Annotated in this window: 24 protein-coding genes and 2 pseudogenes; 7 read left to right on the top strand and 19 right to left on the bottom strand. The window is 66.7% G+C overall.

The genetic code is table 11. The features are described from left to right. The 6 genes from G9373_RS38405 to G9373_RS38380 form a co-directional block, all read right to left on the bottom strand. On the bottom strand, positions 1-1,061 hold a 1,061-nt coding region (locus G9373_RS38405; RefSeq protein ID WP_167120216.1), incomplete at its 3' end, for an NADH:flavin oxidoreductase/NADH oxidase. 45 nt (positions 1,062-1,106) lie between these two features. Then, entirely contained in the window at positions 1,107-2,081 is a 975-nt protein-coding gene (locus G9373_RS38400) for an amidohydrolase family protein (protein WP_167120214.1), read from the bottom strand. Beyond that, positions 2,078-2,539 carry a hypothetical protein gene (locus G9373_RS38395; RefSeq protein WP_005257986.1) on the bottom strand — a complete coding sequence of 154 codons (462 nt, stop codon included), beginning with the start codon at positions 2,537-2,539 and terminating at the stop codon, positions 2,078-2,080. Before G9373_RS38395 ends, G9373_RS38400 begins: the two co-directional genes overlap by 4 nt. A 33-nt stretch (positions 2,540-2,572) precedes the next feature. Further along, a complete protein-coding gene (locus G9373_RS38390) occupies positions 2,573-3,763 on the bottom strand; it encodes an FAD-dependent monooxygenase (RefSeq protein WP_167120211.1) in 1,191 nt (396 codons plus the stop codon). Continuing rightward, positions 3,760-5,169: an MFS transporter gene (locus G9373_RS38385; RefSeq protein WP_167120208.1), complete on the bottom strand. Its 1,410-nt coding sequence runs from the start codon at positions 5,167-5,169 to the stop codon at positions 3,760-3,762. Before G9373_RS38385 ends, G9373_RS38390 begins: the two co-directional genes overlap by 4 nt. Before the next feature lie 103 nt (positions 5,170-5,272). After that, positions 5,273-6,769: an aldehyde dehydrogenase gene (locus G9373_RS38380; RefSeq protein WP_167120205.1), complete on the bottom strand. Its 1,497-nt coding sequence runs from the start codon at positions 6,767-6,769 to the stop codon at positions 5,273-5,275. 183 nt (positions 6,770-6,952) lie between these two features. On the opposite strand from G9373_RS38380, the gene G9373_RS38375 reads away from it, so the two are divergent. The 4 genes from G9373_RS38375 (at position 6,953) to G9373_RS38355 (ending at position 12,386) form a co-directional block, all read left to right on the top strand. Then, complete coding sequence (locus tag G9373_RS38375) at positions 6,953-8,779, top strand: GAF domain-containing protein (RefSeq protein ID WP_167120203.1); 1,827 nt, start codon at positions 6,953-6,955, stop codon at positions 8,777-8,779. A gap of 1,221 nt (positions 8,780-10,000) precedes the next feature. Further along, positions 10,001-11,404 carry an MBL fold metallo-hydrolase gene (locus G9373_RS38365; RefSeq protein WP_167120200.1) on the top strand — a complete coding sequence of 468 codons (1,404 nt, stop codon included), beginning with the start codon at positions 10,001-10,003 and terminating at the stop codon, positions 11,402-11,404. Next, entirely contained in the window at positions 11,404-11,847 is a 444-nt protein-coding gene (locus tag G9373_RS38360) for an SRPBCC family protein (RefSeq protein WP_167120197.1), read from the top strand. Before G9373_RS38365 ends, G9373_RS38360 begins: the two co-directional genes overlap by 1 nt. A 362-nt stretch (positions 11,848-12,209) precedes the next feature. Then, a complete protein-coding gene (locus tag G9373_RS38355; protein ID WP_167120194.1) occupies positions 12,210-12,386 on the top strand; it encodes a hypothetical protein in 177 nt (58 codons plus the stop codon). A 304-nt stretch (positions 12,387-12,690) separates the two neighbouring features. Here G9373_RS38355 and G9373_RS38350 read toward each other — a convergent pair whose 3' ends face one another. From G9373_RS38350 to G9373_RS38335, 4 genes are all read right to left on the bottom strand, one after another. Then, on the bottom strand, positions 12,691-12,867 hold the full coding sequence (locus G9373_RS38350; RefSeq protein ID WP_167120191.1) for a nitroreductase family deazaflavin-dependent oxidoreductase: 177 nt from the start codon (positions 12,865-12,867) through the stop codon (positions 12,691-12,693). 86 nt (positions 12,868-12,953) lie between these two features. Further along, on the bottom strand, positions 12,954-13,643 hold the full coding sequence (locus G9373_RS38345) for a hypothetical protein (protein WP_167120187.1): 690 nt from the start codon (positions 13,641-13,643) through the stop codon (positions 12,954-12,956). After that, positions 13,643-14,161, bottom strand: coding sequence for a flavodoxin domain-containing protein (locus tag G9373_RS38340; RefSeq protein WP_206033333.1), 519 nt, complete (start codon positions 14,159-14,161; stop codon positions 13,643-13,645). Before G9373_RS38340 ends, G9373_RS38345 begins: the two co-directional genes overlap by 1 nt. A 304-nt stretch (positions 14,162-14,465) precedes the next feature. Beyond that, complete coding sequence (locus G9373_RS38335; protein ID WP_167120222.1) at positions 14,466-15,260, bottom strand: dienelactone hydrolase family protein; 795 nt, start codon at positions 15,258-15,260, stop codon at positions 14,466-14,468. 31 nt (positions 15,261-15,291) lie between these two features. Here G9373_RS38335 and G9373_RS47920 point away from each other — a divergent pair, with 31 nt between their 5' ends. Further along, positions 15,292-15,417, top strand: a complete 126-nt coding sequence (locus tag G9373_RS47920; protein WP_269591473.1) for a hypothetical protein — start codon at positions 15,292-15,294, stop codon at positions 15,415-15,417. Positions 15,418-15,664: 247 nt separating this feature from the next. Here G9373_RS47920 and G9373_RS38330 read toward each other — a convergent pair whose 3' ends face one another. Further along, complete coding sequence (locus G9373_RS38330) at positions 15,665-16,825, bottom strand: Hsp70 family protein (protein ID WP_167120184.1); 1,161 nt, start codon at positions 16,823-16,825, stop codon at positions 15,665-15,667. A gap of 366 nt (positions 16,826-17,191) precedes the next feature. Here G9373_RS38330 and G9373_RS38325 point away from each other — a divergent pair, with 366 nt between their 5' ends. Further along, on the top strand, positions 17,192-17,617 hold the full coding sequence (locus G9373_RS38325) for a hypothetical protein (RefSeq protein ID WP_240960972.1): 426 nt from the start codon (positions 17,192-17,194) through the stop codon (positions 17,615-17,617). A 62-nt stretch (positions 17,618-17,679) separates the two neighbouring features. Here G9373_RS38325 and G9373_RS38320 read toward each other — a convergent pair. The 4 genes and pseudogenes from G9373_RS38320 to G9373_RS38305 form a co-directional block, all read right to left on the bottom strand. Next, positions 17,680-17,984, bottom strand: a pseudogene (locus G9373_RS38320) (XRE family transcriptional regulator). 133 nt (positions 17,985-18,117) lie between these two features. Next, positions 18,118-18,525 (bottom strand): hypothetical protein, encoded by a 408-nt coding sequence (locus G9373_RS38315; protein WP_167120181.1) that lies wholly within the window; start codon positions 18,523-18,525, stop codon positions 18,118-18,120. Continuing rightward, positions 18,525-19,151 carry a nucleotidyltransferase domain-containing protein gene (locus G9373_RS38310; protein WP_167120179.1) on the bottom strand — a complete coding sequence of 209 codons (627 nt, stop codon included), beginning with the start codon at positions 19,149-19,151 and terminating at the stop codon, positions 18,525-18,527. The genes G9373_RS38315 and G9373_RS38310 overlap by 1 nt, the downstream gene beginning before the upstream one ends. Positions 19,152-19,341: 190 nt before the next feature. Then, complete coding sequence (locus G9373_RS38305; RefSeq protein ID WP_167120174.1) at positions 19,342-19,824, bottom strand: GNAT family N-acetyltransferase; 483 nt, start codon at positions 19,822-19,824, stop codon at positions 19,342-19,344. Between G9373_RS38305 and G9373_RS38300 the strand changes: the two genes are divergently transcribed. Continuing rightward, positions 19,814-20,911, top strand: coding sequence for a PDDEXK nuclease domain-containing protein (locus G9373_RS38300; RefSeq protein WP_240960971.1), 1,098 nt, complete (start codon positions 19,814-19,816; stop codon positions 20,909-20,911). The two genes, G9373_RS38305 and G9373_RS38300, sit on opposite strands and share 11 nt — an antisense overlap. Before the next feature lie 40 nt (positions 20,912-20,951). Here G9373_RS38300 and G9373_RS38295 read toward each other — a convergent pair whose 3' ends face one another. The 4 genes and pseudogenes from G9373_RS38295 to G9373_RS38285 all read right to left on the bottom strand — a co-directional run. Continuing rightward, positions 20,952-21,311: a hypothetical protein gene (locus tag G9373_RS38295; RefSeq protein ID WP_167120171.1), complete on the bottom strand. Its 360-nt coding sequence runs from the start codon at positions 21,309-21,311 to the stop codon at positions 20,952-20,954. 535 nt (positions 21,312-21,846) lie between these two features. Continuing rightward, positions 21,847-22,500, bottom strand: coding sequence for a serine protease (locus G9373_RS38290; RefSeq protein ID WP_167120168.1), 654 nt, complete (start codon positions 22,498-22,500; stop codon positions 21,847-21,849). A gap of 793 nt (positions 22,501-23,293) precedes the next feature. Continuing rightward, positions 23,294-23,434: pseudogene (locus tag G9373_RS47110) on the bottom strand (phosphatidylserine/phosphatidylglycerophosphate/cardiolipin synthase family protein); the annotation flags it as partial. A 7-nt stretch (positions 23,435-23,441) separates the two neighbouring features. Continuing rightward, a partial coding sequence (locus G9373_RS38285) for a WS/DGAT domain-containing protein (protein ID WP_167120166.1) occupies positions 23,442-23,861 on the bottom strand: 420 nt, incomplete at its 5' end.

Here is a 23,861-nt window from a genome sequence, read left to right as displayed (position 1 = left end):
GGGTGGGGAAGGGTATGCCCGAGTTGGCTGGCGGCCTGGCTGATCCAGGTGGGGTTGCGGAGCAATACGCGGCCGAGGAAGACGGCGTCGGCTTGTCCGAGTGCGATGATGTCTTCTGCTTGTTGGGGTTCGGTTATCAGGCCGACTGCTGCAGTGGGGAGGCGGGTTTCGCGGCGGATACGCGTCGCGAAGGGGACTTGGTACCCGGGTCCGACAGGGATGAGGGCGTCGGGTGCGGACCCGCCAGTGGACACGTCGACGAGGTCGACGCCAAGGCGCTCGAGGTGTGCAGCGAGGGCGACGGTGTCGTCCGCGGTCCAGCCGTGGCGGGTGTCGTGGGTGTCACCGGCGAGCCAGTCGGTGGCCGAGACGCGGAAGAATAGTGGGAGGTGCTGGGGCCAGACCTGTCTGACGGCGGTGACGACGTCGAGTGCGAATCGGATGCGGTTCTCGAATGTTCCGCCGTAGTGGTCGGTACGGGTGTTGGAGTGGGGTGAGAGGAACTGGTGGATCAGGTACCCGTGTGCGCCGTGGAGTTCGAGTACCTGGAACCCCGCGGTCGCCGCGCGCTGGGCTGCGGCGGCGAACGAGTCGACGATGGTGGTGATGTCGGTGAGGGTCAGTTCGGCGGGTGTGGGTAGTTGGCCGAAGGGGAGGGAGCTGGCGCTGACGGTGGGCCAGGTGTTCTGTTGTCGGTCGTGGTCGGGCCAGGGGAGTCCGGTGGATCCTTTGCGGCCTGCGTGGACGAGTTGGATTCCCGGGACGGTGCCCTGGTCGCGGAGGAATGTGGTGAGTCGGCGCAGCGAGTGGGCTTGGTGGTCGTTCCACAGGCCGAGGTCGTAGTCGCTGCTGCGGCCGTCCGGGGTGATGGCTGTGGCTTCGACCATGATCAGCGCGGCCCCGGCGACTGCGCGGGATCCGAGGTGTTGCAGGTGCCAGTCGGTGACGGTGCCGGTCTCGGGTCCGTCGGGGACGGCGGCGAACTGCATCATTGGTGACATCCAGGCACGGTGGGCGATGGTGAGGTCGCGGAGGGTGAGTGGGGTGAAGAGATGACTCATGGTCTGTCCTGAGGTTGTGACGATCGCGGTGGGTGTTAGGTGGGGTCAGAGTCCGAGGAATGACCGGGCGGACTCGGTCAGTGCCGGTGCGGTGGGGCCGTGGGTGGTGGCGAAGAGCACGGGGTCCGGTTCGGCCATGTCGAAGGGGTAGTCGCTGCCGCACAGGATCCGGTCGACACCGGCGTGGGCGCGGAGCAGTGCCAGTTGGTGCGGGTCGTGGGTGACTGTGTCGAAGTAGAGCTTCGCGAACGTCTTGTCGGGTGCATATGTGGAGCTGCGACGGACGTCGGGGCGGGCATTCCATGCGTGGGTCCAGCGTCCGAGGAGGCCGGCTGAGCACCCGCCGCCGTGGACGAAGCAGATCCGCAGGTCGGGGAGCTCGTCAAGGATTCCTCCGAGGACGATTGAGGCGACCGCGGTCGCGGACTCGACTGGGTTGCCGATCAGGTTGGCGAGATAGTAGTCGGGCCATTCAGGCCGGGGGAGTTGCATGGGGTGGACCAGCACCGCCAGGTCGAGTCGTGTTGCTTCGCTGAGGATGTGGCGTAGTGATCCGCGGTCGAGCGACTCCGTGCCGACGAGCGGCGGGATGGCGACCCCGGCGATGCCGGGGGTGTTCGCCAGATTCTGCATGTGCTCGGTGGTGCGACCGCGGTCGCCGAAGGTGACCATGCCCAGGCCGATGAGGGCGCCGTCGGTGCCGGCCACGACCTCGGCCAGGGCGGTGTTGAACGCGTCGACGTAGGCGTCGGCGCCGTCGGTGTCGTGGACGGGGAAGGCGAACGGCGGAGCCGACAGCACCCGAACACCGACCTGCGCGCGGCGCATGTCGTCGAGGATGGCGGGGACATCGCTCATGGCCGCCGCGGGTATCGACAGGGGAACTTCTCCGAGGTAGAGCTCGCCGTCACGATCGTGCATCTGCCCGAACGGGACACCCGGGGGGAGTGTGAACAGGTTTCGGGGTAGCCAGTGTGCGTGTACGTCGATGACTCCGTCGGCGATCTTCGCCGCGGTCATGACTGCACGACTCCGTTTCCTGATTCGCCCAGTGGGAGGGGGGAATTGGCGCTGTCGAGGTGTTCGACGGTGGTGAATACCAGTTCCGTGTCACCGATGTTCTCGATGTCGTGGAGCAGGTACTCGCCGGCTGCGAAGTGGAAGTGGCGGGTTTCTCCTGCGTGGTAGGCCACTTCTCGGACGGTGCCGTCGTGGGTGTGCTGTCGGCTGCGTCCGGCGTTGACGGCGGTCCAGAAGTAGTCGAGGACGTGCCGGTGTGCGTGCCAGCGTTCGCCGGGAGCGAGGCGGATTTCCCATACCCGCACCCGTGGTGATTCGCTGAGCAGGGTCGATCCGACGTGCCCGTCGTGGGCGTGGTCGGTGAATTCGGTTGTCAGCCAGTCGGGCCAGCTGTCGAAGTTGGTGGCGACCAGTTCTCCCGCGAGGGGGAGGTCGGCGAGGAATCTGTTGTCCGTCATGGTGTTTCCTTGGTTCGTTGTGAGGGGTGCGTGTTAGCGGCCGGGTCCGTACAGGCCGAACCGCAGTTCGGGGTCGCCTGGGGTCCAGGTGTTCGTCACCTGTGATCGGGTGCCCATGGACACGACGCGGGCGAGTAGGGATTCGCTCAGTTCGAGTTGTCCGGGTTCCCATTTCGCCAAGGCGGCGGTGATGTCGCCGTCTGCGTCGTGTAGTGCTGCGGCGAGGGCCCATCCGTCGGCGGCGGCTTTGGCGGTGCCGGCGGCGGCGTGGGGGCGGGCGCTGCATGCGGCGTCCCCGATGAGTGCAACGCGGCCCTGGGCCATGTGGGCGGAGCGGGAGTCTGAGACGACCTGGAGGTACGGGGTCTTTGTCGCGGTCACGACTTCCGCGGCGGCGGGGGCGAGCTGGGTGGCGGCGGTGTTCTTCATTTCGGTGATGTAGCGGTCTTGCACCTGGCCGGGGTGCACGGATACCGACCCGGGGAATCCTCGCTTGTCGAGGAGCAGTTCGGTGAGTTCCGGGCCGGCGGGCACGTTGCGGTACCAGACGTAGTTCATCAGGCGGTGTTCTGGGGCGATGCCGTCCTCGCCGGGGATGGGGTAGAGGGTGATGTGGGATTGGGGGACGACGCTGTAGGTGATGGCGTCGCTCATCAGGGTGCGGGTTTTGTCGCCGAGATCGGTCATCGGGACGGTGCCACGCCATCCGATGTAGCCGGAGTAGTGCAGCGACGTGTCAGGGTCGAAGCGTTGCCGGGCGACCGATGTGATGCCGTCGGCGAAGACGACGAGGTCGGCGGGTTCTTCGCGGCCGCTGACGAACCGCACGGTGGCGGTGGTGTCGGTCTGGGTGAATCCGCACGCGAATTCGCCGAGGTGATAGTGCTCGGTTCCGAAGTCGGCGAGGAGTGCACGGTAGAAGGTGCCCCAGGAGGTGTAGGTCCAGGTGCGTTCCTCCTTGTAGATCACCGAGTTCGCGTGGTCGAGGTACTGCACGTATTTCGTGGTGGTGCTGAGGTCAGCGAGGCGCTGAGTGCTGCGTTCGGTGAACCAGCGCACGGTGTCGGGCTGGAGGACGATGCCGCTGCCTCGTCCATCGAGGGCGGTGGGGGTGCGTTCGTAGATGTCGACGGCGAATCCGAGGTCGCGAAGCAGCAGGGCGGTGGTGAGTCCGCCGATCGAGCCGCCGACGACGATGGCTCTCGCGGAGTCGTAGGTGTTCATGAGAGGCTCTCTTCTCGGCCGGAGGCCGTGGGGATGGGCTGGTGGGGTGTGGGGACCGGGGGATGCGGGTCGGTCGGCATCGGCTTTCCGCGGGTTTCGGGTGCGAAGGCGAGTCCGGCGAAGGCGATCAGGCCGACGGCTGCGATGGTTGCGGTGGCGAGTCCGAGGTTGCCGCTGAACCAGGAGGTGGCGATCACGCCGGCGATGAGCGGTCCGGTCGCGGTGACGAATCGGCCGACACTGTTGACCAGTGCGAGGGCGGTGGCACGAACGCTCGGCGGGAACACTTCCGGTCCGTAGATGAACGTGCCGGAGAGTGCGCCGAACAGCCCGAATCCGAGGATCGGCATCGCGACGAGGAATTCCTGGTAGCTGTGCTCGAACGGGAAGACGTAGGCGATGGCCGCGGCGGATATGACGAAGCTCAGCGCGAAGGTCTTGCGCCGGCCGATCGCGTCGGCCAGGAACCCCCAGGATGCGTATCCGATGATGCCGCCGGCGTTGAAGAGCATCGACGCCAGGGCGACCCGGTGATCTGCTGTTCCGGCGGGAGCCTGGGCGTCGGTCGCGGTCATCTGCCGGATGATCTGCGGGTACCACGTCGAGACGCTCCAGAACGCGATGAGCGAGCCGGTGGCCAGGGCCGTGCAGACGAGGGTCGGGCGCAACATGGGGCCGGTGAACAGTCGGCGTAGCACGAAACCGTCCTCAGTGGTGGCATCACCGCATTCCTTGCGGTCCTTGCGGGCCTGGATGCTCGCTTCGATCTCCGGCGGTTCGGGCACGTAGCGGCGTATGAACCAGACGAGCAGCGCCGGGATGACCGCCAGCGCCATCATGATCCGCCAGCCATGGCTGCCGAGTACCGCGTAAGTCGCTGCTGCGACGAAGAATCCGGCGGCATAGCCGGACATCATGATGCCGCCCGCGCGGGCGCGGTACCGGTTGCGCCAGGTCTCGGCGATCAAGGCCGCGCCGACAGGTGCTTCGACACCTGAACCAAGTCCGGCGATGAACCGGAGAATGCCGAGTTGCCACCAGGTGTCGGCGAACGCGGCGGCGGCGGTGAACACGGCGTAGGTGAGGATTCCGAGGGACAGCACGCGGGTTCGGCCGAAGTAGTCGGCGAGTATGCCGAAGAGAATGCCGCCGACGGCCCAACCGACGAGGAATAAGGCCACGGTGAGGCCGCCGTAGAATCCGATCGCCGGCGAGTCGACCGTTATTCCGCTGTGCGGAAGCAGGTCGGCCATGGCGGGGCCGAGGACGAGAACGTAAAGGCTGCCGGCGAATCCGTCCAATCCCCACCCGAGGGTGGTGCCGATCAGAACGAGCCATTGCATGCGACTGATTTCGGTGCGCCAGTGCTTCGTGCCGGAACCGGCGGTGTGGTGTTGCGTCGTCATCCGACGCTCCTTCCGGGAGGGGTAAATCTGTGTGGGGTGGCGGGATCTGCATGTGTGATCGCCCGCATATCTTGCGATATGCGTTGGTGTGGTGGGTGATCGGTCAGTTCAAGCGCAGATTGTCTTGGCCGCCGTACCAGTCGACGTGATCATCGGAGATCCGGACGACGATGGTCTTGATCCAGGAGAAGTCGTCGAAGGATTCGGCTCCGGCGTCCTTGCCTGCGCCGGACTCCTTGACGCCGCCCCAGGGAAGTGATGGTTCGAGCCGGTGGTGATCGTTGACCCACACCATTCCGGCGACGATACGGTCGGCGACGCGGTGCCCGCGGGCGATGTCTCGGGTCCACACGCCTGCGCCGAGTCCGTAGCGGTTGTCGTTGGCCATGCTGATCGCGTCGTGTTCGTCGTCGAAGGGGATGACGACCGCGACGGGGCCGAAGATCTCTTCCTGGGACACCGTCATGTCGATGGTGGCGTCGGCCAGCACGGTCGGTTCGAGGAAGAAACCACCGCTGAGAGGAGCGGGGAGGTCGGGTATGCGGCCTCCGGCGGAGAGTTTCGCGCCCTCGACGACCCCTGTGTCGATGAGGTGTCGGACCTTTTCCCTCTGGCGGTCGCTGATCAACGGCCCCATCTGTGTCCGGGGATCGGCGGGATCGCCGAGCCGGATTGCGCGGGCGCGAGCACTGAGCGCGGTGACGAACTGGTCGTAGATGCTGCGGTGGACGAGGAAGCGGGACCCGGCGACGCAGGATTGTCCCGCGGCGACGAATGCCGCGAACGCGGCTCCCTCGGCGGCCACTACCGGGTCGACGTCCTCGAACACGATGATTGGTGTCTTGCCGCCCAGTTCGGCGGTCACACGGGCGAACCGGGAGGCGGTCGCGACGGCGGCCGAGCGTCCGGCCTCGGTGCCGCCGGTAAGGGTGATCTTCGCGACGTCGGGATGCTGCGTCAGGCGTGCGCCTGCCTCGCGGCCTCCCGTGACGACGGTGACCACACCGTTGGGAAGTCCCGCGTCCTTGATGATCCGCGCCAGCGCGAGGGTGGTCAGAGGGGTCATCTCGGACGGTTTCACGACGACGGTGTTTCCGTTCGCGAGCGCTGCCGACAGGCTGCGTGCCAGGATCAGCATCGGGTGGTTGAACGGGGTGATGATGCCGCAGACACCGAGCGGCGTGCGCCGCTGATAGGTCAGATACGGTCCGTCGCTAGGCAGGACGGCGTCGCGCTGAGCTGCCAGCAGACCGGCGTTGTATCGAAACCATTCCGGGACCCGGGAAAGCTGGGCACGCGTTTCGGTGACCGGGCGGCCGTTGTTGCGCGTTTCCAGCTGGAAAAGCTCTTCAGACGCGGATTCGATGGCGTCCGCGATACGCAGCAGCAGTCGGGCGCGTTCGCTCCGGGGCATCGCCGGCCACGGCCCCGACTCGAGCGCTGTGCGAGCGATCCGGACGGCCTCGTCGACGTCGGCGGCGCCATGCTCTGCGACGACGTCGATGACCTCACCGGTGGACGGGTCGAGGATCTCGCGCGTGGCCACCGAGCTCGTCGGTGCGACGTCGGAGGTGGTCAGGTCCGTGGTGGTGTCGGTCATGGCGTCGAGTCCTTCGCGTCGAGTGTGGTGGTGCCCTGGCGTGGCAGCTGATCGGGATATTGCGCGGCGCCCCACCAGGGCATACGACGAGTATCGGCGGCGGATGTGACCCACATCAATGTCAACAGAGACATACTTCGGCGTGATATATGTTTGCTGAGACAATCGTGGGAACCTGGTGAGGTGACCTCGCGTGACACCGAACTCCGACCGTCGGCAGAATTGCTAACGTGGCTGACCAGCCTGCGCACACTCAGCGCAGCTGCGGCGTCCGGTGACGGACTCCGCGAAGTGCTCGATCTCGTTGCCCGGACCGCGCGATCGCTACTCGGGTTCGACTTTTGCGGAGTCCTCACACCGAACGACGCCGGGACGAGTCTGCTCATCACCGGGTGGAGTGGCTTGTCGGACGAGTACGTCGCCCGCATCAACGCGGACCGACCCGTCGGACTCGACAGCACCGCGCCCTCCGCGCAGGCATTCCACACGGGCCGGCCGGTGACGATCCGGGATATCACCGCCGAACCGCAGTTCACCCCGTGGGGAGGGGTGGCACGCGATCAGGGCTATAGGGCGATCGTGTCGGTACCGCTGGTTGCCGAAGGACATGTGCTGGGCACACTCAACGGCTACTACACGCCCCTCCACACGTTCACTCAGCACGAGACCGAACGGATGTCGTTGCTGGCCAACCACGCCGCGATTGCCCTGACGTCCGCGCGCAGGCTCGACGAGCTCAGCCGACTCAACGAGTCTCTGCGCGCGCAGCGCGACATCTTGACGCGGTCGGAACAGATCCACGAGCGACTACTCGACGTCACACTCCGCGCCGGTGGCCTCGATGGCATCACGCGCGTGCTCGCCGAACTGATCGGACGCCCCGTGCTCGTCGAGGACGCGCGGGGTACCGTGCTGGCGACAGCGGGCGATTCCGCCAGGCTCCCCGACCCCGATTGGACCACCACTGCCACCGATGCCACTTCATCGACGAAACCCGTTCGCGTCGAGGATGGGCAACACCCGTTCTGGGTCGCGAGTGTGCGATTGGACGGTGAAGTGGTCGCCCGCATCTGGTATTCCGGGGACCGCGGGGGGTTGGATCAACTCGGTGAGCGAGCCGTCGAGCATGCCGCACTGGTCATCTCGCTCGAACTGTTCCGCATCCGCACCGGCGTCGAAACCGAACACCGGCTGCGCGGCGAGTTGCTGGCCGAGCTACTCACCCCTGGGTCAGAGGTAACCGAACAGCTCTCACACCGAGCTCAGTATCTCGGCCACGATCTCGCACGCCCACACATTGCGATAGTCGGAGCGCTCGGTGCGACCGAGGAAGACGCGAGCACGCACATCTATCACCGCGCGCTCACCGCCGTCTCAGATCTCGTCCGTCCCTACCGACCCCGGCCCCTCGCGGCCATGCACCACGGAAGAATCGTGGTCCTCTGGCCGATCGGCAGCGAAACGGAAAACAGCACTGGGACAACGATCGTGCTCAGCGAACAGCAAGCCGCCGAACGGCTTTACACGGTCATGAACAGCGTCTCGCCGACGACCGCGGCCAGCGTTGCGCTGTCTACCCACGACAAGCACGGCACCTACGCGCAGGCTTATCGTATGGCACGCGGGGCACTAGACATCGCGCTCCGTGCAGGACGATCCGGAACAGTCGTCACACTCGCGGACCTGGGGTTGACCGGCCTACTACTGCAACTCGACGACCCGGCGCAACTGCTGGCGTTCGCCGACCGCGCCCTCGCGCCACTCCTCGCCTACGACCGCGACCACAGAACCCACCTTCTCGAGACACTCCAGACGTACCTCGCCCGCAAACTCAACCGGGCCGAAACCGCACAAGAACTCCATCTCCACCCGAACACTGTGAAACAGCGGATCCAGAGGATAGAACACCTCACCCGCGCCGACCTCGCGGACCCCGCCACGGTCGTCCATTTCAGCACGGCATTGACGATTCGAGGTGTCGCTACCGCCGACTCCTCATCCACACCGTGAAGCCGCGCGAAGAGGAGTTACCGCGCGAGTGGGAGTGTCAGGTTTTCGGTGGATCTAGCTCTGGCGCATCGGTTTAGTTCTTACTCGGGGTGATTCGGCCTTCGAACGTGATTGCAAACGCATTGAGAGCCGGCTTCCACCTCGCCACCCATCCCTATAGAGATCATCAAACGCATCCCCGGCAGCACGGGTTTCCACGTCCGGCCCCGCGTGTGGGTGGTCGAGAGAAGTTTCGCGTGGATCAACAAGCACCGCCGCTGCGTGCGCGACTACGAAACCAGACCCCACCACCACGAAGCCATGGTTCACATCGCGATGATCGCGACCATGACCAGGCGACTCGCCCGGACCCGACGGTTTTCAAACACACTCTCAGATATTCCCGCAGGAAACTACTTTCGTCTACTGGGCGTGTGCGCAAGACAACGGCCAAGAGCAAGAACAGTGGGGAACGGTGCCATTCTTCGACCCCACGGGTGCAACCGCGCAACCGATCCCCGTCACCGTGACCGCCCCGAAGTGCTTCGGATCTCTCTGTTTACCAGCTGAATTCGGCAGCTGACATGCAGACGCTCCATCATCGAACACCAGACAGTCCGCCACGCGACCTCACACCCGTCGCCCACACCGCCGCAGTCCTCGTTATTCCGGTGCCGTTCTTCAAGGACCACAGGTTTTCACAGAACGTAAAGGAGTGACATGAACCAGCATTTCCGACAGTCCCGGTGTGCACCACGCCCCGGCTTGAAACGGCCCGAGCAGGATCGCGGTCCCCGGCGACACCCTCTATATCACCGAGTACTTCGGCGGCACGGTGGTGTCGCTGCCGGTCTCCGGTGGCACTCCCACCACCGCGGCCACCGGCCTGAACAGACCACTTGGCGTGGCGGTGCAACCTGGCTCACCGTCGCCCTGCTCGGGTTCGTTGTGAGAAGTGGCCACGGAAACCGTGATCAGCCGCGTCGCGATTTCCCCGCCCGCACCCAGGAGATCTGGTCTCGATCCGGGCTGCGCGAGACCGCGTCACCGCGGGGTTCTCGGCCTCGCGGTAACGCCGACTCCTGACGACGACCGGGTTGAGCTGTGGAAGGACGGAGCCTCGTGGGTCCTTCGGCACTGGACAGCCGGAGCCGGGAGGACGAGCGTGGGTGTGACCCGAGGCGACTTGCCCGGTTGCGCCACCGGACGGATCCTGCCTGAATCGGAGAGCCGAGTGACGAAGTGACAGCTCGACAAGGAGCCCAGACGACCGCCCGCGACGCGCAGGGGTGGTGGGCGCGGCTGGCCGTCCGGTGGCTGCATCCTCAGGACTACTCCGGGGGCGGGTCCTACCGGCCGCCGGCGGGCTGGTACCGCCGGTTGAACCCGGTCGGGGTGCCGTTGACCACGCTGGGGCTGGCACCGCGGGATGCGGTGACCTTGGAGGTGCGGGGTCGGCGCACCGGCCGGCCTCGTCGCATCCCGATCCTGGTCACCCGGCACGAGGGCGTGGACTATCTGGTCGCCCTGGCTGGGGAGTCGCAGTGGGTGCGTAATGTCCGCGCGGCTGGCGGCGAGGCGGTGCTGCGTCGGCGCGGCACCCGTCGTGCCCGGCTGGAGGAGGTGCCGATGGCACAGCGCGCCCCGGTGCTTGCGGCGTACCTCGAGGCGGGGCGGCGGCGTAGCGGCGAGCCGGCCGCGCGAGAGCAGGCGAAGTGGTACTTCGGGCTCGAGGAGCCCGCGACTCCGGAACGGCTGGCGGAGCTGGCGCCGCGCTACCCGGTCTTCCGCGTGACTGATACTCGCTCGGTGAGGCACGACAGCGTTGCGGTGTGGGAGATTGCCCCCGGCGTGGTGTGCATCGGCCCGCGGGGGCGCACGCAGACCAACGTCTACCTGGTCCGCGGGGCGGACGGTTGGGTGCTGGTCGACACCGGCTGGGCTGGTGACGCCGACCGGATCGAGGCCGCGACGAGGCAGGTGCTGGGCGCGGACCAGCGGCCGGGGGCGATCGTGCTGACCCACGCGCACCCCGACCACTCCGGCGCCGCCCGCGAGCTGGCCGGCCGGTGGTCGTGTCCGGTGTTCCTCCACCCCGACGAGCTGCCGATCGCCAACGGCGACTACGGTGCCATCCGCAAGGCCGCCGGGCCGCTGGACCACTGGGTCGTACTCCCGGCGATGCGCGTCATCGGCCGCCGCAGGAGGGAGAAGCTGCTGGCGCGCAACACCCTGGGCGAGGTCGCTCACACGCTGCGACCCGCAGAGCCGGTGCCGGGACTTCCCGGGTGGGAGGTCGTGGCCACACCCGGCCACACCCCGGGACACATCTCGCTGTTCCGCCCCGCGGACGGGGTCCTGATCGCCGGTGACGCACTGGTCAACCTCCGCCTCAACAGCATCTACGGTCTCTTGAGTCAGCAGTCGGGGCTGTCCGGCCCGCCCTGGTACACGACCTGGAGCCAGGCCGCGGCCGCCACCTCGATCCAGAATCTCGCCGCCCTGGGCCCGACGGTCCTCGGCCCGGGTCACGGCCGTGCGCTGACGGAGCAGGACACCCCGAACCTGGTTCGAGGTTTCGCCGCGGCCCTCGGCGCCCGGCCACCGAGCCAGGATCCGGTCGCTGGGTCAAATGGAGCGCCGTGATGGCGCGCATCACCGGAGAGGTCCTCATCGACGCCGCGATCACCGAAGTGTTCGACACCGTCGCCGACGAGCGCAACGAGCCCCGCTATAACCCGCGCATCGTCCGGGCCGAGATGCTCACCCACGAGCCGGTCGGAGCAGGCTCCCGATTCGTCGCCGAACCCAAGGGCCTGGGCGCCAGAGGCCGGATGGCCCTGGAGATGGTGGAGTACCAGCGGCCCCACTGTCTCCACAACGTGATCTGCTCGTCGTACGCGTACGCCCACGGCACGCTGACCTTCGCCGAGACCGACGGCGCGGCACACGGCTGCGGGGTGGACTGGGCCATGCGGCTGGTCGGCCCCATGCGGGTGCTCACGCCCGTGTTGGTGTTCGTTGGCCCCCGGTGGGAACGGCGCAACTGGGTCGACCTCAAGAACTACCTCGAAGGTCCGAGCCGCTGAACACGGGCCCACCTCTGCCTGACCTTGACCAGATCAACGTCATGAGGTTCCTCCTCCCGGGTGGACCGGCGCCACCCGTTCGACGCTCGGGCGTTGATCAGGGTTGTGTCGGATCTTTCCGGATGTGTTCGTCGAAGAAGGCGAGCAGCCGCCTGCCAGGAATCCGCGGCTGCCGGCGGCCCTCGTGGATGACCACCACCTCCGGGGACGGCCCTGGGCACTCAGGGAAGGCCAGAAATGAACCGTCCACATCCTCGGTCTTTATCGGCCCGGTCTGCGCCTGCCGCACTCGCGCCACCAGCACCCACGATCATCCTCCCAGGAGCGCGCGCCACGAGCTCGGGCCTGTCTGGCAAACACCGTTGCCGAACACAACCGAGCCGCCGAGACCGAGTGACCTGCGGCACGCCGACGAGCACGCCGCCCGCAGCTGTGCCGGCTTCTGCCCGGCCCCGGCGGCAACCACAGGGGATCCCGCACTGGTCACGCTCCGCGTGACGATCATCGCGGGGGTGTCCGGTGAGGGGTCCGCTACCTGAACGGTGGGAATTACTGGTTCTGCCTGCCGAAGACGGCCAGCGTCGTGGTTCCAGACGAACCAGTCGCCCGCTGACTGCAAGTCAGCACATTTGAACGATGTGGAACACCGGATGATCCTTGACGTCGGGCAGCTTCGTGAAGCACGGGCCTACAAGGCTCCCCGCGACCTCGCGGTATCGGGGCGATGATGGCTTTCCGCTCGTTGACTGGGACCGCGGCGGCCCGGAAGACCTCGGTTTGCCCCTTGCGGCTCAACTCGCCTGTGCCGGCAGCTCGGAGGTTGCGGACCCAGTCAGATTCACCTTAGGGGGAAACCAGATAGCGGTTCTGGCCAACTTCGACAGGAATGACCGGCACTTTGTGGGGATCCCCGGTACGGCGACCGACGACCGTGAGGGTGGCGACGCCGCGCGCGCTCAGCCGCATCGCCAACGGATTGGCAAGGTGCCGGGTGAAGGCAGGTGGCTTCAGATATGCCATCGCAATCCTTTTCGTTGGTGGTCGGTTGATCGTGCCCACGGACCGTCCACAGCCGTGGTGCTACGCGGAGACGTGGGTTCACCCGATCATCCCGCTCCACCATCGTGTGGCCTGCCAGGGGTCGACCGGCGAAGCTCAGTCGCAAGCAGGCGCAGCGCCATTCGACGGATGAGAGAGCTGAAGGGGCCGATGACCAGCCAGTAGCGCCTGAACCGGCGGCGGCTGCTGTCGTCGGTGATGGCGACTCGTGTTTCCATCGTCAGGATTGAGGAGTCGTTCCCGTAGGGATCGATCCTGAGGCTGGTGGCGATCTTGGCGAATCCAGGTTCATCGAAGTTCGCGAACTGCTCTGGCGTGGTCGGTGCGTGGGTGGAGACCGCGACCCCCTTCCAAGGGCGGCTCACCTGGCCAAGAACCATCTCCACACCCGGGGTGTCGCCGAGCGAGATCCATCCCAGATCAACCATGTCTTTGAGCCGGAACGTACGTCGGGACGCTTCGAACGTGGTTGTCGTCCCGCGCCCCCTGAGCGTGCTTGCCACACGCTGCGGCAGTCCCCGGATGTCGATCAGGGTCCGAATCAATGGGGTCTGAAAGAGGTCCAGCTCGCTGGCGGCCAGGTAGCACTGCGCAGGCGCCGCCCGGAAGACGTCGGCGTGCACGACTGCGACGTCGAATGTTGGCAGGAGCCGATCGATGAGCAGTTGAGAGCCACCCGCCTTGGCGGCTGCACCGGCAGAGCTCTGTGCATGTGGTTGTGCCGGTGGGGCACTCATCAGGGCTCCTCCTCCGCACGTCGTGCGTCCTGTTGCGTCAACTCCTCCGCGATGCTCCGCGCCCAATCCTCGATGTCCGTCCAGTCACGGAAGTCGCGTTCGGGCATCATCGCGCGAGCGGCCGGGAGCTTTCGCAATGTCTTCTCGGTGAGCCTGCCGGGATCGAGGGCACCGAAGAATACGTGGTGGTCTCGGGGGTGGATCGCCGTCCGGAATCCACGGATCTCCTTGGGCTCGGCGGTCGTGCGCAGGCTCATTCCCTTGGCGTCGGTGCCGAGAGGGCCGGTGCTGAACAGCCACACCGGCCGATGCGCCAACAGGTCCCGGGTGCTCATGACGAAAGCCGTCGCGTCCTTTCGCCAGTGCATCGAGTAGGCGGCACTGCCGATGACGAACCCTTCGTAGCCGCCCAGATCACCCGCCTGCTGAACAGGTCGAGCCTCGGCATGCTCTCCTGCCAGCGTGAGAGTCTCCGCGATGCATCTCCGCGGTGGCACCGTGTTTGCTGGAATACCCAACAAGAATCACCATCTCCGTCTCCTCCTACCAGTGTGGCTCCTCTGGACACGGCCATCACAAGGGTCGAAGGTCCCCCCGCGACGGTGATGGCCCTGACATCCGTGCGCGTCACCGCAGGAGCGGCCATGCTCAATCGACCCTTTGCCGCCCCGAAAGCGGAACGGCCAGCGATGGGGGCGAGAACGCCAACGAGGGCAAGTCAGCAAGAACACTGCGGGTTCGGCAGCTCAATTTCGGGAGCCGGCCCTCGGCGATGTGCGCGACCCTGCTCTGGTAGTCGGCATCCCTCACGCCGCGACGTGTTCAAGAACGCAGCTGCTCGGCCAGGAACGCCAGGACCCGGTCGAGGGCGACCCGGGTCGGATGCCCCGGCTCGTCGACGAGGGAGACCGTGAGCACCGAGTGCGCCGACGGCGCGATGCCGGCGGCGTTGCCGGGGGAAGAGTCGATCTCGATCCCCTCGAAGGCGGCACCGAGCGTCGACCGCAGGGTCTCGAAGCGCTCCGGCGGGCAACCCCGGTCGTGGGTGAACCGGAGCCCCAGCACATGCAGCCCGTCATTCGCCCGCGCCGTGATAGTGCTGAGATCCTCAGCGTCCAGGCCCAGGGCGGCACGGCCCCGCTGCCCGATCGGCGCGGGCATGGCCGGCTGACTCATGACGGACGCGACGACCGAGGGTTCGAGCGCTGTCGCCAGCGCGAAACCTCCGGTGAAGCACATCCCGACCACGCCGACCCCGGGACCGCCACACTCACGGTAGGCCGAGGCTGCGAGTGCCCGTAGCCACCCGACGACGGGGCTCGTGCGGTCGGCCAGCTTCGTGAACTCCCTCGCGACGCACACCCGCAGGATCGAGTGCACACTCTCGCGGCCATTCGCGGGGGCTCCGGGGCGCCCGAACAGGGACGGCAGGTACACGGTGTAGCCGGCAGCGATGAGCCGACGGGCGAAAGCGATGACACCCGGATGCAGGCCGGGGATCTCGTGGAGCACGAGAACCGCCGGCCCCGAACCACCCTTGAAGACCTCATACGTGCGCCGGTCGTGCGTGAAGTCGAACGCTTGGAACTCCGGGCCGATCTGCCTGCCGAGGCTCATACCGACTGCTCCCATCCATGGTTCGCTCAGCATGGTCGCAGCCACCCCCGACCGCAATGACGAGCGGAAGGCCACCAGCGAAGCACCCGGGGTGCACCTGCCCCAACTCCCGAACGCCCTCGACGGCGCTGTTCAACGCCACGTGACCGTTCCGTAGCCGGATCCGCTCACGGAACGAGGGCGGACGGCTGCCGGCATGCTCTAGACACCACTTCGTCCCGGTGCGGGATCCGCTTTCGGGACGAGCGCTGACCCTTGCGATTGCGCGCTGGTCGCCGATCTCGTCGCGGTGCAGGTTCGGCTTTCGGTCGGGCGATGTGAGTCGGCCCGCACACCCTGAACTCCCTGAACACGTTGAACTCCCTGAACACGTTGAACTCCCTGAACACGTTGACATCAATCCGTCATCCCTGGATGGAGTTACGAATCTGCTCCAGGTCACCTTGCGTAATACGCGTCGCGGTCATGAGGCGCCACTGCCAGTGGTCGTCCGACCACTCGACGCTGTGGCGGTACCGGCTGGCTAACTCAGGAGCGATCAGGGTGGGCTGAGCCTCCCGGGGCCACCGGCGGCCTTGCGGTCGACGGCCGGTCCTGGGGGCCGGGCGGTGCACCCGCCCCCTCGGCAGCGGTTTCGGGTGTCGTTTCGGTCCTCTCCGGCGGCGGCGCCGCCGGAGAGGGCAGCGGAGCGGTTCCGGTGTCGCCTGCCGGCACTCCGGCCGAGCTAGCAGGGCGGCGCCCTCCGCGGTCAGCAGTTCGGGTTGCCCGGGCACGATCACCGGCAGGCCCAACCGTGATTCCATCACCGACCGGATGAGTGGTATCCGCGCGCCGCCGCCGATCAGCACCACCGCGTCCGGGGTGCGGCCCGACCTTCCGACGACCTCGCCGGTCAGGTGCGCCGAGGTTTCGACGGGGCCCGCGATCAGCGCGTCGAAGGTGTCCTGGGAGAGCAGCAGCAGGCCGCCCTCGCCCGGCACGCACACCGCGTCGCTGGTCGACAGCCGTTCCTTGGCGTGCCGACATTGGGTGTCGAGCGCCAATTGTGCGGCCGCGTCGGCGGGGCGTGCGACACGGTGCTGGTCGAGGTGGTGGTCGCGGATCAGCCGGTCGATGTGGTCGCCGCTGATCCGGTCGCTGCGTGCGGTGCCGAGGACCATCCCGGTGGAGCGATCGACGACGGTGACGGTGACGCCGGAACCGCCCAGGTCGTAGAACACCAACGTCACGTGGTCCGCGAGCACGCCGGACACCTCGAGCGTCCGGAGCGCGGCGGTCACTTCGGGCACCAACAGGTAGTTGCCGAGCTGCTGCCGGGCCAGCGCGGCCCGCACGGCACCGGCCTGCGCCCGGTCCTGGTAGGCGACGCCGACGGCCGACACCGGTCCGGTGTCCGCGCGCTCGGCGAGCACCGTGCCGATGGATTCGGCGGCCAGTTCCTCGGGTCCACCGCGGGCCACGCCCACGGCCTGCGTCCGGAAGACGGGGCTGCCGACGCGTCCGGCGGCCGGGCACGCCAAACGCACCGCGCTGGCACCGACCGAGATACCGAGAACCGAACCCATGGGATGCGACTATAACGGTTTGGTCACAGAAAGGTGTGGTGGAGCCTCGCGCAATGCGTTGGCTTGGGTGTCGAGGTGGCCAACCCCCGCCCATTGCTTGGCGGTTGCCTGTGGGCATTGGAGCCGTTCGGCGGCACGGCGCAACGGTCAGTGATCATCGACAACGCGTTGGGCGAGGGCCGATCGGCCGTATGGAGACAGGTAGGCCGTCAGCGTGGGTCACGAGGGCCTCGGGTGGTCGGTGGCGTGTTTGTGGTGACCACCGTGATTGGACCGCCGCGATGACGAAGAATTCCGCGAAGAAGAAGGCCGCCCGCACCTATCAGGACACCCACCCACGAACGATTCCCCGAGGCACTCCGCGCGGTGGATAGTTCAGCGATCATCGCAGACGATGCGATCGCTCCTGTGGGTGCGCGGCCCGCTCCTATCCCGGATAGCGACTGGCCGATCGGCCGTCTCGTCGAAATGATCTGGGCGATGGACGCGGAGGCGAACGGAGGCGTCGACGCCCTGCATCGGAATCGGCTCGCCGACTGGGTTGCCGGGGCCCGAGCCGTGCACCGGTGCGGGTGGACGGCCGCCGAACCCTGGCCGTCAGGCGAGGGGGAGGCCGCCGCCTGGATTCTGGACGATCACGACGCGATGGACAGGTTCGACACCACGCCGGCAGAGATCGTCGGCTACGACATTCAGGCCCGCAGCCGAGCGGAAGCCGAGCGCTACCTGGGCCTTGCGAAAGCCACCTTCGCGGCCGAGCAAGATCCCACCACCGGGCCCGCCGAGGTCTAGAACGGAACATGAGTTTTCCGGACCATCCGACCAGCATCACGGCTGCCCCCGGACCGTCGGTATTACGCGATCTGGAAGCGCTCGTCGCCAAGTTCGACTTCGACGCGCAGTGTTCCGCCGACGGCTTCGACATACCGCCGCAACGTGTCGATCTGAACACGCTTGAGGTCGCCATGCTCGATGTTCGACACTCGGTTCTGCCCGACTCCGAGCCGCTCGGCCAGCTGCTTCTGCGTCATCGCCACCGATTCGCGCAGCTACTGCAGTCGATACGCACGCACTCGTCGATCATGCGGGCCTTGTGCGCGTCGACTGCGGAACGATCGACTGGACGCTCGGCGAGCATCTGCTCGAGACTCTTTGCCATCAGGTTCACCTACCTTTCCAACTCGTCGAGAAGGCTGCGAAGCGTGGTTGCCAGCATATTTGGCGCACAACTCGTGCCTAACGACCGAGATTGCTGAGTGTCCGTGGCGAGCCGTATCCCGGAGTCCTTACGTTCAGTTTCCGGCCTGAGCGTGCGCGCGACGGGCCGCCTCGATCAGGGCTTCGGCGGCACGTTCAGCGCGCTTCGATTCGGTACGGCTCGTCGGCATATCGGTGTAACCGGACCGCGTCTTGAGGCCCAGCAGCACACTGAGGTGCTTCGCCGTGGTCGGGTCGACGGACCCGAGCAGCGTGACAGCATCCTTGTGGTCCTCGCCCTGCGCATCCTTACCCAGTCGCGCGCAACAGATGACATCCGATGCTGCGGTGCCCGCGTGCACCCACAACGTCACGACCGCATCATCGACCCCGTCCGGTTCGTCGGCGAAGTCGCGACCGATCTCGGCCAGGTGAAAGAACTGTTCGGCTTTTCTCAGCCGCCCCCGGCGGACCGCCTGGTCACACGGCCGCGTCCGCCCCACTACCGATTACCCCGACGCAGCAACCGGATGAAACCGGCCCGTGAACCGGCCACCGTCAGCCCCTCCTTCACCACATCCCGCAGGACCGGCTCGTCCGTGCCGCGGCCGGCGATCTCACTCTCCGCGAACTGCAGATCCCGCGCATCGTTGCCGGTCCATCTGGTCACCTCGGCCATCAGCTCCGCCACCTGCTCATCCCACTCCTCGACCGCGACGTCGTCCGGCCGGACCAGAAAGATGTCGATGTCGCTATCGATCGTCATCGTTCCGCGTGCAGCCGAACCGAACACGGCGGCATACACCGGGGGAACCTCCCAACCGGCCAACCGCGCCTCCAACCTGCGCAGGAACTCGCCAGACAAGTCGGCGAGGCCCATGACATGAGGGAACGCCAGGTGCTCACGATTGAGCTGGTACACGAACGCGTGGCCCACCCTCGAAGACAGCACCGTGCCCTGCTTGCTCAATCGTTGCAACACCTTCCGTATCCCCTCCTCCGAATGGCGGTGCAGCACCCGGTGCAACTGGCCCGTCGTGAATGTCGCCTCAGATGCGGCTGCCAGCGCAGCGAGCACATCACCATCAAGGGTGGGCGTCACTGTCTGTAGCGGCCGAATCAGATCCATAATTCCGTTCCCTAGGGACGTCATGTCTCACGCACTATTGTACGCCTACCCGTACTATAGTACGTGATAATCGCCGCGGCGTTGCAGAAAGCAGCGGCACTCATCGAACAGGAATCACGCACTCCGAAGAGCGAGATGGGCGCTCAGCCCGCTTCGCCTCCTCGGCCGGGCTGAGTGGGGGCGAGCTCGTCTACGCGGGCTCGAGGTCGCGCTCGAACTCGATTTCATCCCGAAGCGGGATCTTGTAGTAGCCCACGGCGGGAATGTCCGGCTTCAGCGTCCGTCTCGCCTGGTCCACTGCGCCGCATCGAACGGCCGACAGGCGGAAGCCGCGCCGCTGGTAGAACTGCATCGAGTCGAGGTTGTCGTTCGTCGTGACCAACCACAGTCGCGAACAGCCGTGTGCACGGGCGACTTCGGCGATGCGTTCGATGAGTGCCGTGCCGACGCCGCCCCATTGGCCGGATGCGCGCATGTTCACGATTTCGCAGTTCGTGCCGTCGATGTCGTAGATCAGCACCCCGACCGTCTCGTCGTCGGTCGATGCGATCAGGGCCGGGCGGTCGCGTGCGTCGACCAACTCGCCGCGCCGGGCGATCTGGGTGGTGTGTTGCGCCTGGAGGAATGACGTCAGGCGTGGCTCTCCTGCGGGTACCTCATAGATGTCGACCATCGTCCCTATTTTCCTCTCCTCACCGAGGCTGGACCAGGGTGGATTTGTCGGGTTGGGCAAGCGACTCGTGCATGAGGCGCGCTACATCGCCCAGCGCCGAGTGAACACCGAACTGCTCAGGCTCTACTGGCAGATCGGAGCGACGATCATCGAGCGGCAGAAGACGGCCCCCTGGGGCAGCAAGGTCCTCTCTCGGCTCTCCGCGGATCTGCGCACAGAGTTTCCCGGTGCGAAGGGGTTCTCGCCGGCCAACCTGAAGTACATGCGGAGGTTCGCCGAGGCGTGGCCCGACCCGGATGCAATCGGTCAACGACCCGTTGGCCAATTGCCCTGGGGCCACGTCATCGAGTTGCTCGAGAAGCTCGACGACGCCGAGTTGCGCGACTGGTACAGCGCCAAGGACATCGCACATGGCTGGAGTCGTCCCGTGCTGGCACACCAGATCAAGACCCACCTGCACCTCCGAGAGGGTGCGGACTCTTCCAACTTCCCGCACGCTCTCGAGCGCACCGATTCCGAGCTCGCTCAGCAGATCACCAAGGATCCGTTCACGCTCGAGTTCCTCGCCATCGACGGGGGCGCCGCCGAGCGACAGCTGGAGGATCGGCTCGTCGAGCGCATCATCGACACCCTTCGCGAGCTCGTCCCCGGGTTCGTGTTCGTTGGCCGCCAGGTCCACTTCGATGTCGAGGGCGATGGCTTCTTCGTCGACTTGCTGTTCTTCCACGTCGACCAACTCCGGTATGTGGTCATCGAACTCAAGACCACGAAATTCGACCCGCGCGACGCTGGCCAGCTCGGCTTCTATGTCGCCCTCGTCGAGGACCGGCTGCGCAGGTCCCAGCACCAGCCCACGGTCGGGATGCTCCTGGTCGCCGACAAGAACGAGTCCGTCGTCCGGTACGCACTCGCCGGCACCACCCAGCCGATCGCCGTCTCCCGCTACGATCTCTCGTCCGCCGAGCAGGCCGCGCTCCCAGCCGAGGACGCCCTCACGCGCGCGGTCGCCCTCGAGCTCGATGACCACACCCCGGAGTCGGCGCAACCCCATCGGAAACAAACGTCACGTAGTGGATCCGGTGTGTGATGTGGGAAGTTGGTGTCCGATAGGGGATGCGCCGACGTCGTCAGATGAGGAGCGCGTAGGCACCGGCGACCGCGTAGAGTGCCGCCGCGCCACCGATGAGCACCGCACCCGTGGCGCTCACGCCGTGCCGACTCCCCATCGCCACTGATACCACGTCCACCGAGTCGACCAGCACCCCCGCGGCCAACCCGAGTCGGCGTCCCGTTGGGTCCGGTTGCAGAGCCGCCGCGGCCACCGCTACCTCGCGGATGGCGAACAGCCGCGCCACTGTGTCGCCGTCGGCGCCGGCATTGACCCCGAGACAGCGGTACACCAGCTGGGGCCGCACGAGGGCTCCCACGCCCACTGCTGCCCGGGTGACGCCGAGGAACCGAATCAGCCGAGCTTGGGTTGCAGTCATGATGTCCTCGCTTTGGATCGCCACCTGGTGACATGCCGCCTCGGGTTCTTCTCCGCTGGCCGTCACCGGTGATTCATGGTGGATTGAGAGAAAGTTTCGGCCGCCCACGTGGCGACACCTAGCCTGGCCCCATCGAGTCGCGTCCTCGCCGACATCCACCCGCCGGGAGCCCGGTACCAGCGGAAAACGGCTGGAGGTGCGGAGTGCCCCGACGATGGGACTGGTGACCGCCGCGGTACGCGGCGACCAGAGTCGATGGAATTTGGTCCTCGAACCCGGGACGGGTGACCTGAACCCCTCGTCGCCGCGCCCCACGGACGATCGCTGCAGAACCGCACCAGGGTTCGGTATGAAGCCGTTCCGGCTGAGAGGGTGACCTCCAATCGGATGCTCACCTCGCGGTCGTGCCACGTGGTCCGACCCGAGGATCCAACGATTCGACTGGCTCTCTGGTTGGTACGTACACACGCCCACGCACAGATTCGCTGGCAGGGGCCTTCTGAGCTGCTCAGATCACTCATCAACGGACTCGGGCTCAAATGGGCCGGTAGCCGGCGCCGTACCCGCCCGTTGCGTTCATGTCGGCGACGATCGAACTGATGTTGGTGCCGACCTCCGGGCCCACGCACGATGCGACGAGGTAGGCGTTGACCATCGCCACAAGCGTGGTGCCGACGACCACCGGTGCGCCCGAATCACCTTCGACGACGCACGCCTGCGTCCAGGTCTCCCCGGTACCGAGCAGGTCCCCGTACACGATGCCGCAGGTGTTGCCGGTGGTGCGGCCCTCCTTGCACGCCACCTGCGGGAACCCGGCCGGTGCACCGATCCCCGTGATGGTGACGCTGCCGACCCGGTTCACGGGAGTCACATTCCCGGGATCGAACTGGATCACCGCGTAGTCGAGAGCCGGATTCGACACGACGAAACGGCCGACCACACCACTGTCCTGCGAGGTCTCCGCCACCACGGACGCACCGACGGCACCGCAGTGCCCCGCCGTCAATCCGACCAGCCGTCCCGCATTGTCGTGACCGATCGTCGTGAGCGAGCAAACCAATTCGTCGTTGACGATGATCCCCGTCCCACCACCCATCACCACCGGGGGCGCAGCCGTCGCGACACCCACCGCCACGGTCCCCAGAAGGCCGATCGTCGCTGCGACCACCGCCGCGAATCGTGTCAACATTGCTCGAGCCCTCCCGGTACGACCCCGACGGTCGCATATGCCTCGACCAGGATCGACCCACACACCTGGTCCGTCTCGGAGATCGATTCCCGCGCACCGCGGGTGCTCCACATCCATCACCGACCACCGTTCCCGGGCTGTGCCCGATTCGCATTCGCTTGTGTGGGCGCATGTTCCGGAAGCTCGGGGATGGATACAGGATCGACGACTCTTACGCCCGCCACCCACCGAAGCACAACCCACGGCCTCGCCGGCACACAGGGGGTCGGGGTCGACCGAACACACCCTGTAAGTGTCCTCCGATCAGCATCGATCCCACCAGACCGGCGCGGACGTGACGATGGAACACGCACGGCACTGGGATGTCTGTAGGAGGGGCCTGGACGAGGTTTTCCTGACGATCAACGGGACACGCCGGTATTTGGTGGACGCCGGCGCGCAGTGCCTGGGTTTGGTGCTGCAGCCGCGTATGCGTCGCGGTGCCGAATGCGGCGGCGAACGGGATCAGCAGCACTACCAGCACCGCGGTGAGCAGCACAAGTGTGGCCTCGTAGCGGTCGATTCGGCGCATCAGGCGGTTGCGGCCCAGGGGCCGAGTCGCCACCCACCGGATCGGTGTGGGCGTCGGTGCCGGTTCGTTGGGGCGCATCACCCACCTCCCGCAGGATTCCGCTTCGTCTCCCTCGATTGTGCGGCGGAACTCGAGGCGGTGCATTCCCGCGCGGTGTTCGTCGGGGGACCTCAGACAAGAGGGGTGGACCGGGTGGCGGTGATCGCCGCAGTGGTAAGCGTGAGAGCTGTGGGAGGCGTTCGCGGAGCCGTTGACCGTGGTTCGGTTCGTGTTGATGACGGTGGGGCGCAGGTTCGGCGAGGACAGGACCCCGGCGTCGACGTGGTGCGGTGCGGTGTGCCGGACCCGGCCCCGTGCGGCGTGTGTTGTGTTAGAGGCCGACGGCGGTGTCGAGGAGGTCGAGTTCGGTGTCGAGGGAATCGAGCATTGGATTCAGGTCGGGCAGGGCGCGGCGGCAGCCGGTGAGCGTGAACACGATCTGGTCGTCGCTGCTGGCGGCGGTGATGTTCAACGCCTGCCCGGTGGTGGGGATGGACACCGGGTACAGGGCGTCGAGTCGGGCGCCGTTCCAGAACAACGGCGTTCTCGGTCCGGCGAGGTTGGAGATGACCAGGTTGAACGGGGGACGCCACGGGCCGCGGCGTCCGATCAGCATCTCCACTCCCAGCGGTGCCGCACCGAGCGCGGACATGGCGAGTGCCTGTGCCGGGCTCATCGCCCGCAGGGCAGCTTTGCCCTCGTGCATGCAGGTGCGGACGGTGTCGAGCCGGGAGGCCGGGTCGGGGAGGTG

Source organism: Rhodococcus sp. A14, assembly GCF_011603105.1.
GTDB lineage: Bacteria > Actinomycetota > Actinomycetes > Mycobacteriales > Mycobacteriaceae > Rhodococcus_F > Rhodococcus_F opacus.
This window is presented reverse-complemented; position numbering and strand designations above follow the sequence as displayed.

Bases quoted from the DNA above. Each gene is read 5' to 3' on its own strand.
- G9373_RS38400 (WP_167120214.1), bottom strand. From the start codon at position 2,081: ATGACCGCGGCGAAGATCGCCGACGGAGTCATCGACGTACACGCACAC.
- G9373_RS38395 (WP_005257986.1), bottom strand. From the start codon at position 2,539: ATGACGGACAACAGATTCCTCGCCGACCTCCCCCTCGCGGGAGAACTG.
- G9373_RS38390 (WP_167120211.1), bottom strand. From the start codon at position 3,763: ATGAACACCTACGACTCCGCGAGAGCCATCGTCGTCGGCGGCTCGATC.
- G9373_RS38385 (WP_167120208.1), bottom strand. From the start codon at position 5,169: ATGACGACGCAACACCACACCGCCGGTTCCGGCACGAAGCACTGGCGC.
- G9373_RS38380 (WP_167120205.1), bottom strand. From the start codon at position 6,769: ATGACCGACACCACCACGGACCTGACCACCTCCGACGTCGCACCGACG.
- G9373_RS38360 (WP_167120197.1), top strand. From the start codon at position 11,404: ATGGCGCGCATCACCGGAGAGGTCCTCATCGACGCCGCGATCACCGAA.
- G9373_RS38350 (WP_167120191.1), bottom strand. From the start codon at position 12,867: ATGGCATATCTGAAGCCACCTGCCTTCACCCGGCACCTTGCCAATCCG.
- G9373_RS38345 (WP_167120187.1), bottom strand. From the start codon at position 13,643: ATGAGTGCCCCACCGGCACAACCACATGCACAGAGCTCTGCCGGTGCA.
- G9373_RS38335 (WP_167120222.1), bottom strand. From the start codon at position 15,260: ATGAGCCTCGGCAGGCAGATCGGCCCGGAGTTCCAAGCGTTCGACTTC.
- G9373_RS47920 (WP_269591473.1), top strand. From the start codon at position 15,292: ATGGTCGCAGCCACCCCCGACCGCAATGACGAGCGGAAGGCCACCAGC.
- G9373_RS38330 (WP_167120184.1), bottom strand. From the start codon at position 16,825: ATGGGTTCGGTTCTCGGTATCTCGGTCGGTGCCAGCGCGGTGCGTTTG.
- G9373_RS38310 (WP_167120179.1), bottom strand. From the start codon at position 19,151: ATGGATCTGATTCGGCCGCTACAGACAGTGACGCCCACCCTTGATGGT.
- G9373_RS38300 (WP_240960971.1), top strand. From the start codon at position 19,814: ATGTCGACCATCGTCCCTATTTTCCTCTCCTCACCGAGGCTGGACCAG.
- G9373_RS38305 (WP_167120174.1), bottom strand. From the start codon at position 19,824: ATGGTCGACATCTATGAGGTACCCGCAGGAGAGCCACGCCTGACGTCA.
- G9373_RS38295 (WP_167120171.1), bottom strand. From the start codon at position 21,311: ATGACTGCAACCCAAGCTCGGCTGATTCGGTTCCTCGGCGTCACCCGG.
- G9373_RS38290 (WP_167120168.1), bottom strand. From the start codon at position 22,500: ATGTTGACACGATTCGCGGCGGTGGTCGCAGCGACGATCGGCCTTCTG.